The sequence below is a fragment of the Limnohabitans sp. Hippo3 genome (assembly GCF_003063665.1).
Taxonomy (GTDB): Bacteria; Pseudomonadota; Gammaproteobacteria; order Burkholderiales; family Burkholderiaceae_C; genus Limnohabitans_A.
Map to the genome: position 1 here is coordinate 380,292 of NZ_NESF01000001.1, position 13,145 is coordinate 393,436.

The window sequence follows — 13,145 nt, forward strand, 5'->3', positions numbered from 1 at the left end:
GATCCATCATTCAGGGCGAAATCCGAAGACACCCCCGGTACGTGTCACCACCACCAAAGTCTGGCCAGCAGCCACGGGCTTGCCGGTGATGGCGCTGCCATCCGTACTCAAACGCTGCAAAGCCTGTCCGTCCTGGCGCGACAGGAAGTGAACCAAGCCGTTGTCATCACCCATGACCACCGAGCGCCCCAGCACCAAGGGCGCACTCAGGCCACGAAAACGCAAGGCGTCCTGCGTCCAGGCAGGCTGTCCGCCTTGACGCTGCCAGGCCAGCACCTTGCTGTCCGACTCGACACCAAACACCAGCTTGTCGTCCCCGTCCAGGCCTTCATGGCCTTGTGCCGGGCGCGTCCACAACGTGGCGCCCCGGCTGCCATCCACACAGGCTACCGACGACTGGAATGCCCGAACGCACACGGTTTGGCCCTGCCGACTGGCCCCAGCGACCAGGTCCACCAGGCGTTCCACCTCGTTGGTGCCTCGCGACGAGCCCACCAGCGTTTCCCACAGGACACCGCCGGTATTGGGATTCAGGGCGGCCAAACGTCCACCCCAACCGGCCAGCAAGGTGTCGCCCAAAGGCATCAACAAGCCGGCTTGTTGCAAGACCAAGGGGTCGCCTGTGCGCTGCTGGCTCCAGAGTTTCTGGCCCGAGGCGCCATCGAGCGCAGTGACCGCACGGTCCGCGGTCAAGACAAACACGCGAGCGCCTGCCACGACGGGCGCGGTGTAAGACAAAGCGGGCAAGCGGTAACGCCAAACGACCTTGCCCGCCTCCATGGCGACCACCTCGTTGTTTCGGGTGATGACGGCAAAACGCTGACCGTCACCGCTGACGCCCGCCTGGATGGGGCTGTCGAGCTGGAGCCGCCAAACGTCCTTGCCACTGGCGGCATCGATCAAGGCCACCTGCCCTTGGGTGGAAGCCACCGCCACCTGATCGCCATGCACGGAGGCGAACAGAGGCGTCGTCACAGGCCCCACGGTGTTGGACCAGGCTTTTTGCACGGCCAGTTGGCCGCTGACGGTGGGCAGCGCAGCGGGCTTGGGTTTGTCGGGCGCGCTGGAGCAAGCAGCGATCGAGAGGGCCAAGGCCCCCAGCAGGGTCCAACGGGTGCAGGTGTGGGAGAAAACAGTCATCACTTGGAGGTCTCCGAAACAGCGGCCGCAGCGGGATCGATGCCCAGGGCATTGAGTTTGGCCTGGACCAAACGGCGGTAATCAGGGGTGTCGGCCAGTTTTTGCCAGGCTTGCTGGTAAGCCGCAATGGCTTCGGCATTCTGACCTTTGGCCTGCAGCACATCGCCGCGCAAGTCGGCCGCCAGGCCGGACATCTCGGGCGTGAACTCCAAAGTCAGCTGCTTCAAGGCCTCGTCGTAGGCCTTGGCATCGAGCTGCAGCGCTGCCAGACGCAAACGGGCAATGTCGCGGTAGGCTTTGTCAGAGGCTCCGTTGGCCACCCAACTCAAAGCTTCTCGTGCGGCTTCCGTCTTGCCTTGGGCATACAAGGCTTTGGCTGCGAGCAAAGCCGATTGCTGGGCAAACTGGGTGCTGCCGAACTTGTCTTTCATGTCCGCCAAGCTGCGCTCGACCCGGCCGATGTCCGCCGAAGCCACAGCGCGCTCTACCTCGTCATACAACGCAGCCGCCTTGATGGCCTGGGTCCGCTGCCAGTACTGATAACCGTTCCAGGCGGCGTAACTGCCCAAAACCGCGATCAGCACCCAGGAAATCAGATTGCCCCAGGTGCGCCAGAAATGCTTGATCTGGTCAAGTTGTTCTTGTTCTTCAAGGTCGAGTGCTTTGGCCATGGTGTGTTTACTGCTGTTTGCGCATCAAAGCGAAGATTGTAGGGTGTGGGCCCAGTGGGCCACGTCGCTCAGAGGCTCGGTGCGCTGGGCACCCGCACCGTCGCGCAGCGATTTGACCGCCACCAAGCCCTGGGCCAGCTCTTCGGCCCCAAAAACCAAGGCGAAACGCGCACCCGAGGCGTCGGCTTTTTTGAACTGGGACTTCATGCTGCCCATGCCCTCTCCACTGCCCGCATGCATTTGCGCCGACACACCGCAGCTGCGCAAGGTTTGCAGCACCTGCATGGCCACCGACAAGGCGGCGGTTTCGGGGATGATGGCGTACACATCGAGGGCCAGATCGGGCAAGGCCTCGTCCTGCTCTTTGATGAGTTCAAGCACCCGCTCGACGCCCAAAGCCCAGCCGACCGCAGGCGCAGGCTTGCCGCCGACCTGCTCGATCAGGTAGTCATAGCGACCCCCACCACAAATGGTGCCTTGCGAGCCCAGGCTGGTGGTGATGAACTCAAACACGGTGAGGTTGTAGTAGTCCATGCCCCGCACCAAGCGCGGGTTGATGCTGTAGGCCACGCTGTTGGCATCCAAAATGGCTTTGACCGCGTTGAAGTGGGCCAAAGAGGCCTCACCCAAAAAGTCGAGCAAACGTGGCGCGGCTTCGACCACACTTTGCATGGCCGGGTTTTTGGTGTCCAAAATGCGCAGCGGGTTGCTGTGCAGGCGGCGTTTGGCCTCTTCGTCGAGCACATCGCTGTGCGCCTCCAGGTGGGCGATCAGCGCGGCGCGGTGGGCCTGGCGCTCGGCGGGTTGCCCCAGGCTGTTGAGTTCCAGTCGCACGTCTTTGAGGCCCAGCACCTTCCACAGATCATGGGCCAGCAAAATCAGCTCGGCGTCGACCTCGGGGCCACCAAAACCCAGCACCTCGGCACCGATCTGGTGAAACTGGCGGTAACGGCCGCGCTGCGGGCGCTCATGGCGGAACATGGGGCCCATGTAATACAGGCGTTTGCCGCCTTCGTACAGCAGGTTGTGCTCGACCACCGAGCGCACCAGACCGGCCGTGCCCTCGGGACGCAGGGTCAGCTGCTCACCATTCAGGCGGTCTTCAAAGGAGTACATCTCCTTTTCGACGATGTCGGTCACCTCGCCCAGACCACGAACAAACAGCGCCGTGGGCTCGACAATGGGCAAACGCACATTGCGGTAAGCGTAACGCGCCATCAAAGCGCGTACCTGGCCCTCCAGCCACTCCCAACGCGCCGAATCGGGCGGCAGGATGTCGTTCATGCCCTTGACGCCCACCAGCTTCTGGGCCTTGGCCGTTTTTTCGACTTTGGGGGTGTTTTCTTTCAGCGCTTCGCTCATTTTTGTTCTGCAGATCCGGAACCAAAACGGTTCTCAATGTAGTTTTCAACCAGCACCTGGAACTCTTGCGCGATGCCTTCGCCGCGCAAGGTCAGGCGCTTTTCGCCATCGATGAAGACGGGGGCCGCAGGCGCTTCGCCCGTGCCAGGCAAGCTGATGCCGATGTCGGCATGCTTACTCTCGCCGGGGCCGTTCACGATGCAGCCCATCACCGCCACCTTGAGGTTTTCCACCCCGGGGTAGCGCACGCGCCACACGGGCATTTGAGCGCGCAAGAAGTCGTCAATTTGTTTGGCCAGTTCCTGAAAGGTGCTGCTGGTCGTGCGGCCGCAACCGGGGCAGGCCGTGACGCTGGGCACAAAAATGCGCAGGCCCAGCGACTGCAAAATCTCGGACGCGATCACCACCTCTTGCGTGCGGGCTTCGCCCGGCTGCGGCGTGAGCGACACACGGATGGTGTCGCCAATGCCTTCTTGCAGCAAAACCGACAGGGCGGCTGCCGAAGCCACCGTGCCCTTGGTGCCCATGCCCGCTTCGGTCAGGCCCAGGTGCAAGGCGTAGTCGGTGCGGCGGCCCAATTCGCGGTAGACCGAGATCAAATCCTGCACGCCCGAGACCTTGCACGACAAGGCGATTTGGTCACCATTGAGGCCCATGGCCTCGGCACGCTGGGCCGACGAGATGGCCGAAGAAATCAGCGCCTCGTACATGACCTGTCGCGCCTCCCACGGCTGGGCGCGCTGGCTGTTGGCGTCCATCAGCTCGGCCAGCAACTCCTGGTCCAGGCTGCCCCAATTCACGCCGATGCGGATCGCTTTGTTCCAGCGCATGGCCGCTTCGATCATCTGGCCGAATTGCACATCGCGCTTGTCGCCCTTGCCCACGTTGCCGGGGTTGATGCGGTACTTGGACAGCGCCTCGGCACACGCCGGGTGGTCGGTCAACAAGCGGTGACCGTTGTAATGGAAGTCGCCAATCAGCGGCACGTCGATGCCCATCTTGTCGAGCTGATCGCGGATGTGCGGCACGGCCTCGGCGGCTTCGGGCGTGTTCACGGTGATGCGCACCATCTCGGAGCCTGCCAAAGCGAGTTCCTTGACCTGGATGGCGGTGCCGATCACGTCCACCGTGTCGGTGTTTGTCATGGACTGCACACGCACCGGGGCGCCGCCGCCCACGGTGACGACGCGCGAGCCCCAAACCACTTTGGACTGGCGACTTTTGCGCTGGGCGGGCACAGCGATGGCGATGGGAGATGGATCACTCATGGTTTCACCTCAAAACGGGCGACATTGACTTTGGTGTGGGGCTTCATGTCCACAGCCTGGCCCTTGAAGCTGACCTGAATGGCATCGGCCCGGCCGACCACCACCGAAACCGCTTGGGGCGTTTGCAGGCGTTTGGCATCGCCCGCGTTCAGCACGCCGTTCCACAGCAGCTGGTTTTGGCTGTCACGCACTTCGATCCAGCTGGTGTTGAGGGCGGTGAAGACCAATTCAGGCGCTGGCAGCGCAGCCGCTGCCGTGACCGCCTTGGCAGGTTCGGGCGCAACACCCGGGGCAACGGACACTGCGGCAGCTACCGGCGTGCCGGGCGTTGCGGGCGTCACGCTGGGCAAGGGCGATGGGCTGCCCTGCCCCGCCGCTTGCGACGGATCGGTGACGGCCTGCGCGTTGGACGCCATGACCTCGGTGACCGTGGTCGGGGCAGGTGCCCGCGTCTCGGGTGCAGGCTCGGGCGAAGCCACTGCAGCACTCAGCACCTCAAGCCAGGCCCATTGCGAAGGGTGCGGGACCCAAATCAGGGCGGCGATCAGCACCAACATGCCAGCCGCGGCCCACCAGGCCTTGGCGGGCACATCCGCCGAAGATCGGCGCACCCGGCCCAAATCAGCGGGCGCAGCGTACGCATGGCGCACGGCACCATGCGGCTCCAGATAATTGGCAGACATGGGCATCAACGCCAAAATCGGGGCGGGGTCGATGCGCAATTGACGGCACACGCTGGCCGCCAGCGCCCGGGCAAACACAGGGCTTTGGTCCGCCGGGTGCTGGTCGGCCTCCAAAGCCTCCAGCTGACGAACCGGCACTTTCAGGTTCACCGACAAAACCGCCAGATGCACCCCGGCCTGCTGGCGTGCGGCCTTCAACAAGCCACCCGCCGTCGAGGGGGCGCTGGCCGTGGTCTCAGGGGTCGACAAACTGCCGTCCGAATTCGTGTGGTCAGGCATCACCAGGCTCCTGGGCTTGAACAGTGGAAGCGGGCACCAGCCGGATGGTGCGCTGCTGTGCCATGCGATTTTGCACCTGGGTGCGGTCTTTCACGTCCCCGGCCAACTGGCCGCAGGCGGCGTCAATGTCGTCACCCCGGGTTTTGCGCACGGTGGTGACCAAACCCGCGTCTTGCAGCTGCTTGGCAAAGGCTTGCACCCGCGCCTGGGGTGAGCGCAGCAGGCCCGAAGCCGGGAAAGGGTTGAAGGGAATCAGGTTGAACTTGCAACGCAGGCCCTGGCGGGCGTGTTTTTGCACCAGGTCAATCAAGGCGCTGGCGTGCTCGGGCTGGTCGTTGACACCATCGAGCATGCAGTATTCAAAGGTGATGAAGTCACGCGGCGCGTGGGCCAAATAGCCGATGCACGCCTGCATGAGTTCGTCGAGCGGGTATTTGCGGTTGAGCGGCACCAGGTTATCGCGTAGCGCATCAAAAGGTGCGTGCAGCGACACGGCCAGGGCCACCGGGCAGTCCCCCGACAAGCGCTCGATCATGGGCACCACACCCGAGGTGGACACCGTGACACGGCGGCGCGAGAGGCCATAACCGTGGTCGTCGAGCATGGCGCGCAGCGCGGGCACGAGCGCCGAATAGTTCTGCAGCGGCTCACCCATGCCCATCATCACCACGTTGGAGATGACGCGCTCGTCGGTGTTCAAGTGTTTGCGCAAAAAGTGTTCGGCGAACCACAGCTGGGCCAGGATCTCACCCGTGGTGAGGTTGCGGCTGAAGCCCTGGTGGCCGGTGGAGCAAAAACGGCAGCCCACGGCACAACCGGCCTGGGATGAAATGCACAAGGTGCCCCGGTCGTCCTCGGGGATGAACACCGATTCGATGGCGTTGCCGTCGCCCACATCGAACAGCCACTTGATGGTGCCGTCGCCAGAAATGTGCTGGCTGATCACGGGCAGTGCCGTGACGTGCGCGTGAGATTGGAGCTTTTGGCGCAAGGACTTGGCCAGATCGCTCATCTGATCAAAATCCGCAGCGCCCCGCTGGTGGATCCAGCGGAACAACTGGGTGGCCCGAAAGCGCTTTTCGCCCAGACCCTCGCAAAAAACGGCCAGACCTTCCAGGTCGAATTCGAGAAGGTTGGCCGTCATGGGGGCAAGGTCGCGCTGGAGCCGCGACGCGATCAGCGTGTGTAAACGTTCATGCCGGGGAAGAAGAAAGCAACTTCGGCGGCAGCAGTTTCAGGGGCGTCAGAACCGTGCACGGCGTTGGCATCGATGCTGTCGGCGAAGTCAGCGCGGATGGTGCCGGGAGCGGCTTTCTTGGGGTCGGTGGCACCCATCAGGTCGCGGTTCTTGGCGATGGCGTTTTCGCCTTCCAGGGCCTGGATCATCACAGGGCCGGAGACCATGAAGTCAACCAGGTCCTTGAAGAAAGGACGTGCCTTGTGCACAGCGTAGAAAGCTTCGGCTTCACCGCGCGACAGGTGGGCCATCTTGGCGGCGACCACTTTCAGGCCGGCAGCTTCGAATCGGGCGTAGATTTGACCGATGACGTTCTTGGCGACTGCGTCGGGCTTGATGATGGAGAGGGTGCGTTCGATGGCCATGGTGTTTCCTGTAACGAAAAGGTTTTGAAAAGCATTTTTGCCCTGCGGCAAAGCCCGCTATTCTAACCTGAGCAAACCCGCCAAACGGCGCGTTTGGGGCACATGGCCCCACGGCAAAAGCCGGAATCAGCGGCCTCGGCCACCGCCGCCTCGCCCTCCACGGCCAGGACCGCCCGGGGCTTTTTTCAAACGGTTGAAGCTCTCGGCACCAATGTATTTGGCTTCGCTTTTCGGGCCATCCGACTTGGCATGCAAGCCCGATCCACCGGGTGCCTGATTGGGTTTGGCTGCGGGTTTGGCCCGCGGCACGGCGGTGCCTGCCCTGCCCTGTCCGCCTGTGCGAGGGCGGCGATCGTTGCGGTCAGTGCGTGAGACCGGGCGTGGCGCTGGGGTCCGAGCCCGGTCGAGCGTGCCCGCAGCACGCATGAGCGCACGGATATCGGACTCGTCCAGTTCCAGCCAGGCACCCCGGCGCAGGCCATGGGGCAGCACCATGGCCCCGTAACGGATGCGGATCAGCCGGCTGACCGCGTGGCCCACGGCTTCCATCATGCGGCGGACCTCACGGTTGCGGCCCTCGGAAATGGTGACGCGGTACCAGCAGTTGGAGCCTTCGCCACCGCCGTCTTCAATGGAGCCGAATTGTGCCGGGCCGTCGTCGAGCATCACGCCGTCGAGCAGTTTTTGCTTTTCTTCCTTGCTCAAAGCACCCAGGACACGGACCGCGTATTCGCGCTCCAGGCCGAAACGCGGGTGCATGAGCTGGTTGGCCAACTCGCCCGAGCTGGTGAACAACAAGAGGCCTTCGGTGTTCAGGTCCAGGCGACCCACCGACTGCCATTTGCCGTTTTGCAGGCGCGGCAGCTTGCGAAACACCGAGGGGCGATTTTGCGGATCGTCATGGCTGACGATCTCGCCCGCGGGCTTGTGGTAAGCGATGACGCGGGCGGGCGGCGGGGCGATCCGGATGTGGATGGGCTTGCCATTGACCTTGATCTGGTCCCCGTATTGCACGCGCTGGCCTACGTGGGCAGGCTCGTTGTTGACCATGATGCGGCCTTCAGCGATGAGCTTTTCCATCTCGAGGCGTGAACCCATGCCCGCTTGCGCGAGCACTTTGTGCAGTTTGGGCGAATCGGTCTGGGGCGCCAGGACCCGCTTGCCCAGGTCGATGGCGACGGCTTCGGCCGCTTCTTCGTCGTCAAACTGGCCCGAAACCACATCGGCCAGCGCGATCGGCTTGTAAACCGACTCGGCAGGCGCAGCCGTCTTGGGTCGGCGGGCCGGGGCGTCAGCGGGTGACGAGCGCTTGTCGTCTTGAGAATCTGGGTTCATGTGTTGGAGGACGCTTCGCCGTGCAGCGGATGGTCAGGGTGGTTATCTGATTGCGCAGACAGACTAGGATCATCGCTGTGATCGGAAGTGACGCTTGGAGCGTCCAGCGGTTCATTCAGCTTGGCCGTTTCGGCAGGACTTGGGGCAGCGTCCGAATCCGCGACGATGGGCATCTCGAAAGGCAAGGCATTGATCGCGTCTTCGAGCGACAAGGAGGGCTGGACCGGCAACTCGTCCACCAGACCCGACAAAGCCGAGGTCTGACCGTCGACTTGCGACAGCATGGGCAACTGGTCGAGAGCCGCCAAACCCAAATCGTCCAGAAACTGGCGCGTCGTGGCATACAAACCGGGACGGCCAACGGTTTCGCGGTGCCCGATGACTTCGACCCAGCCCCGGTCTTCAAGCTGTTTGAGAATTTGCGAGTTGATGGTGACACCCCGGATGTCTTCCATGTCACCCCGCGTGACCGGCTGACGGTAGGCGATGATGGCCAGGGTTTCCAGCACAGCGCGGGTGTACTTGGGCGGCTTTTCGGGGTGCAGGCGATCGAGGTAAGTGCGCAACTCGGGCCGACTCTGAAAGCGCCAGCCACTGGCCACACGGACCAGTTCCAGACCTTTTTGGGCCCATTCGTTTTGCAGGTCTTGCAGCATTTGCCGCAGGGTGTCGGCCCCGAGCGCATCGTCAAACAGCACGCGCATGTCGCGCAATGACAAAGGCTGACCTGCGGTGAGCAAGGCCGTTTCCAGGACACGCTTGGCTTGCGCCGTATTCATGTGTCGATCTTTCGGGAAAAAACGCCTCACGGCGTCAAAGGTGCAGAGGTCATGGCCGCTTCTGCAAAGAAACAACCCCGTTCTGGAGGATCTTGGCCGCTGGCCAGGCCCTGGATGCGCTCAAACCAGGTAATCCGGCTCAAGCTCCCTGATTGGCTGCATTGTAGCTGAGGCCCCAATCTGACAGGGCCCGCGCCATGTCCTCGGGCAAAGGCGAACGGATATCGATGGACTGACCGGTGATGGGATGCACAAAGGCCAAATGCCAGGCGTGCAAGGCCTGGCGCGCCATGCCCGCGGCTTGGGCCCCGCCATAAACCGCATCCGCCAACAAGGGATGCCCGATGTGCGCCATGTGCACCCGGATCTGGTGGGTTCGTCCGGTGTGCAGGGTGCACTCGACCAGACAACCGAGCGCCTGGCTGTCCAGCACTTCGATGGTGGTGGCCGCCGTTTTGCCCGACTGGTGCGTCAGATCGACCACCGCCATGCGCAGGCGGTTCGTGGGATCACGGCCAATCGCCGCTTCCACGGTGGTGGGTGAAGGCCCTGTCCAGGCCTTGTGCCCGATGGCCAGATACTGGCGACGCACATCCCGCGCAGCAATTTGCTGGACCAGCGCGTCCATGGCCTGGCGGGTGCGGGCCACCACCATCAGACCGCTGGTGTCTTTGTCAAGGCGATGCACAATGCCCGCCCGGGGCACCTCGCTGGCCTGCGGGTCCAGCGCCAACAGGCCATTGAGCAGTGTGCCGCGCCAGTTGCCGGGTGCCGGGTGAACCACCAACCCCGCAGGCTTGTTGATCACACGCAGGTGGGCGTCTTCGTACACCACGTCAATGGGCATGGCTTCCGGCACAAAAGCCTGCGACTGCGGCGTGGCCCGCAAGGTGACCACGAGCTGGTGCCCCAACCGGACTTTGGTCGACACCTTGGTCACCACACGCCCGTCGATCAGGGCATCACCCTGCTCGATCAGTTGCTGCAAATAACTGCGTGAAAACTCGGGCACCATTTGGGCCAAGGCACGGTCCAGACGTTGGCCGTGCAGCGCCACAGGCACCTGGCTGCTGCGCACTTCCTCGTCCGATGCCTCCAGCACGCGCTCGCCATCGTCCAGCAAGGCGGCAGGCTCATCCATTTCGGGGTCGGTCGATATAATCAAGGCGTTCAACAGTACAAGGGTGTCACAGATGCGAAGCTTCAGATTATCGATGGTTCCAGCTGGCCTGGTTTTGGCAGCGGGACTGTTCCTGTCGGGCTGCGCCAACACCACCAAGGACGTCACCGCTGGCTGGACCCCCGAAAAAATTTATGCCGAAGCACGCGACGAGGCCAACGCCGGGGCTTGGGACAAGGCCATCGGCTATTACGAAAAACTCGAAGGCCGCGCGGCCGGGACCGTGCTGGCACAACAAGCCCAGATCGACAAGGCCTACGCCCAATACAAAACGGGCGACAAGATCCAGGCCATCGCCACCTTGGACCGCTTCATCCGCCTGCACCCGGCCAGCCCTGCACTGGACTACGCCATCTACCTCAAGGGTCTGGTGAACTTCAATGACAACCTGGGTCTGTTCTCGTTCATCACCAAGCAAGACCTGTCTGAACGCGATCAAAAAGCCGCCAAGGATTCCTACGAGTCCTTCAAGGAACTGACCACGCGCTTTCCGGAATCCAAATACAGCCCGGAAGCACGTCAGCGCATGCTGCACATCGTGAACTCGTTGGCCGCTTACGAAGTGCATGTGGCCCGCTACTACGCCAGCCGAGGCGCCCATGTGGCTGCGGTCAACCGTGCTCAACAGGCGATTGCCGACTACCAGGGCGTACCAGCGGTCGAAGAAGCACTGGCCATTCTGGTCAGCTCCTACGACGCCATGGGCATGAACGCCCTGCGCGACGATGCCAAGCGCGTGCTGGAAAAGAACTTTCCCCAGTCCGACTACCTGAAGGCCGGTGGGGTCAAGAAGTCGTCCAGCTGGTGGCGTCTGTGGTGAACTGACGCAAGGTCGCCAAAAATTCGGCATGCCCGCTCAGGCGGCGCATCTGCGGCAGTCCCCGAACCAACCTGCGGCCATACGACATGGTGGCCAGGCGCGTATCGCACACCACCAAAACCCCCCGGTCCTTTTCACTGCGGATCAGGCGTCCAGCCCCCTGCTTGAGGGCCACAGCGGCTTCGGGCAGTGCATGGTCGGCAAAAGCGCTGCGCCCTTCACGGGTGATGCGCTGACTCCTCGCCTCAAACAAGGGGTCCCCGGGCGGCGGAAACGGCAGCTTGTCGATCACCACCAATTGCAAGGCGTCGCCGGGCACATCAAAGCCTTCCCAAAATGAGGCCGAGGCCACCAGCACACAACCCGCACGCCCATCGCCCCCGCCTTCGCGAAAGCGTTCCATCAAGCGGCGCTTGGGACTTTGTCCCTGCACCAGCAATTCCACGTTCGCGGCAGGGTCCAGACGGGTCTGTAAATACTCTCCGATCGAACGCATGGCGTTCAAGGTGGTGGTCAGCACCAGCGTCCGACCGCCCAGCAATTGCACCGCCTCGACCACCAGCTGCGCCACATGACCGGCGTGACCCGGGTCAGCAGGCTTGGGCAAATGCTCGGGCACATACAAAGCGGCTTGCTGTGCATAGTCGAAAGGACTGCTGACCTGCATGACCTGTGCCGAAGTCAAACCACAAGGCTCGGTGAACCAGCGCAGGCTCGGCTCGTCGCCCAGCGTGGCCGAGGTGAAAACCCAGGCCCGCTGCCCCACCCCCACAGGAGTCGCTGCCGGCTCGCCTGAGGCGTGACGGGGGTCACCCGCCATCAAGGCTTCCAGTGAATCGGGGTCGGCGGCGGCCTCGGCTTCGCAGGACGGTGCGGTCTGCACGGGGCGCGTCAGGGCAGAAAAAGCCTGCGCGATGTCCAAGGGCGACTCGATCAGGCGCAGCTGCGCACTGACTTCGGCCCAACGCACGCCCTCCGGGTCTGGCGGATCGGAGAACAAGGCCGCTTTTTGCGCCAACTCACGGCTGCGCTCAAGCAGGCGCTGAAAATCCGGTGCCAGCTCAGCCACCATCTCCAATCCCGCCTGCATCAGCGCCAGGGCTTGTTGCAGTTTGTCCAAGGCCTGTACCCAGTCTCCCACCTCCACGCCTTCGGGGCAGCGCTCAGTCCAGCGCAAACGCACCGAGCCACGGTGCAGGCCTGCAGCCAGCCGCAAATCGCGGGCTGATTTTTCAAGGCCCTCGGTCAGGCCATGCCAGTCCACCAGGCCCCGGGCCAACTGCAGACCTGTGGCCAGCGCATCGCGTGACAACTCCAGCAGCTGAACCGTGGACAGTTGCTTGCCCAAAAAATTGACGCCGATCTCGTTGAGCTGGTGGGCCTCGTCAAACACCGTGACACGCACGGTGGGCAGCAACTCGGCCACACCCGACTCGCGCACCGCCATGTCGGCAAAAAACAAATGGTGGTTTATGACCACCACATCCGAGGCCATCGCCTCCTTGCGGGCCAAATTCACATGGCAGGCGCGGTAACTGGGGCAACTCGACCCCAGACAGTTGTCCCGCGTGGACGTAACCAGCGGCCACAAGGCAGAGCGCTCGTCCAGGCCCGTCAGCTCGGCCATGTCTCCCGTGCGCGTGGTTTGTGCCCAGGTTTCGATCTTGGCCAGGGCCCGCTGCGCACCCGGCTGGGCCGACTCGGCGCTGTGCCGGGCTTGCGCCATGCGGTGCAAGCACAGGTAGTTGGCACGGCCTTTGAGCAAGGCCACGCGGATGGGCAAGCCCAGCACCTCGACCAGACGCGGGATGTCGCGCGAAAACAATTGGTCTTGCAGGGCCTTGGTCGCCGTGGACACCAAGGCCCGTTGACCGCTGAGCAAGACCGGCAGCAGATAGGCATAGGTTTTGCCCACACCAGTGCCCGCCTCCACCACCAGCTGGCCACCCTGCTCCAGGGTTTGCGTCACGGCCATCGCCATGTCGGTTTGCCCTTCACGTGGCTGAAAACCCGGCACCGAACGGGC

Annotated in this window: 12 protein-coding genes; 1 reads left to right on the top strand and 11 read right to left on the bottom strand. The window is 63.2% G+C overall.

What is annotated here, in order from left to right; translation table 11 throughout:
• Nucleotides 1-6: 6 nt before the first annotated feature.
• The 10 genes from bamB to B9Z34_RS01850 form a co-directional block, all read right to left on the bottom strand.
• Entirely contained in the window at nucleotides 7-1,140 is a 1,134-nt protein-coding gene (gene bamB, locus B9Z34_RS01805; protein WP_108426388.1) for an outer membrane protein assembly factor BamB, read from the bottom strand.
• Nucleotides 1,140-1,811, bottom strand: a complete 672-nt coding sequence (locus B9Z34_RS01810) for a tetratricopeptide repeat protein (RefSeq protein ID WP_108426389.1) — start codon at nucleotides 1,809-1,811, stop codon at nucleotides 1,140-1,142. Before B9Z34_RS01810 ends, bamB begins: the two co-directional genes overlap by 1 nt.
• A gap of 24 nt (nucleotides 1,812-1,835) precedes the next feature.
• Nucleotides 1,836-3,173 (bottom strand): histidine--tRNA ligase, encoded by a 1,338-nt coding sequence (gene hisS / locus B9Z34_RS01815; protein WP_108426390.1) that lies wholly within the window; start codon nucleotides 3,171-3,173, stop codon nucleotides 1,836-1,838.
• Nucleotides 3,170-4,441, bottom strand: a complete 1,272-nt coding sequence (gene ispG, locus B9Z34_RS01820) for a flavodoxin-dependent (E)-4-hydroxy-3-methylbut-2-enyl-diphosphate synthase (RefSeq protein WP_108426391.1) — start codon at nucleotides 4,439-4,441, stop codon at nucleotides 3,170-3,172. The genes hisS and ispG overlap by 4 nt, the downstream gene beginning before the upstream one ends.
• Complete coding sequence (locus tag B9Z34_RS01825; RefSeq protein ID WP_108426392.1) at nucleotides 4,438-5,403, bottom strand: helix-turn-helix domain-containing protein; 966 nt, start codon at nucleotides 5,401-5,403, stop codon at nucleotides 4,438-4,440. Before B9Z34_RS01825 ends, ispG begins: the two co-directional genes overlap by 4 nt.
• On the bottom strand, nucleotides 5,396-6,547 hold the full coding sequence (gene rlmN, locus B9Z34_RS01830; RefSeq protein WP_108426393.1) for a 23S rRNA (adenine(2503)-C(2))-methyltransferase RlmN: 1,152 nt from the start codon (nucleotides 6,545-6,547) through the stop codon (nucleotides 5,396-5,398). Before rlmN ends, B9Z34_RS01825 begins: the two co-directional genes overlap by 8 nt.
• 32 nt (nucleotides 6,548-6,579) lie before the next feature.
• Nucleotides 6,580-7,005 (bottom strand): nucleoside-diphosphate kinase, encoded by a 426-nt coding sequence (gene ndk, locus B9Z34_RS01835; protein WP_108426394.1) that lies wholly within the window; start codon nucleotides 7,003-7,005, stop codon nucleotides 6,580-6,582.
• A 126-nt stretch (nucleotides 7,006-7,131) separates the two neighbouring features.
• A complete protein-coding gene (locus B9Z34_RS01840) occupies nucleotides 7,132-8,340 on the bottom strand; it encodes a pseudouridine synthase (RefSeq protein ID WP_108426395.1) in 1,209 nt (402 codons plus the stop codon).
• Nucleotides 8,337-9,119: an SMC-Scp complex subunit ScpB gene (gene scpB / locus B9Z34_RS01845; RefSeq protein WP_108426396.1), complete on the bottom strand. Its 783-nt coding sequence runs from the start codon at nucleotides 9,117-9,119 to the stop codon at nucleotides 8,337-8,339. Before scpB ends, B9Z34_RS01840 begins: the two co-directional genes overlap by 4 nt.
• 139 nt (nucleotides 9,120-9,258) lie before the next feature.
• Nucleotides 9,259-10,260, bottom strand: coding sequence for an RluA family pseudouridine synthase (locus B9Z34_RS01850; protein ID WP_108426397.1), 1,002 nt, complete (start codon nucleotides 10,258-10,260; stop codon nucleotides 9,259-9,261).
• A 73-nt stretch (nucleotides 10,261-10,333) separates the two neighbouring features.
• Between B9Z34_RS01850 and B9Z34_RS01855 the strand changes: the two genes are divergently transcribed.
• Nucleotides 10,334-11,119, top strand: coding sequence for an outer membrane protein assembly factor BamD (locus B9Z34_RS01855; protein ID WP_108426398.1), 786 nt, complete (start codon nucleotides 10,334-10,336; stop codon nucleotides 11,117-11,119).
• Here B9Z34_RS01855 and B9Z34_RS01860 read toward each other — a convergent pair.
• Nucleotides 11,085-13,100, bottom strand: a complete 2,016-nt coding sequence (locus B9Z34_RS01860) for an ATP-dependent DNA helicase (protein WP_233249405.1) — start codon at nucleotides 13,098-13,100, stop codon at nucleotides 11,085-11,087. The two genes, B9Z34_RS01855 and B9Z34_RS01860, sit on opposite strands and share 35 nt — an antisense overlap.
• Nucleotides 13,101-13,145 lie beyond the last annotated feature (45 nt).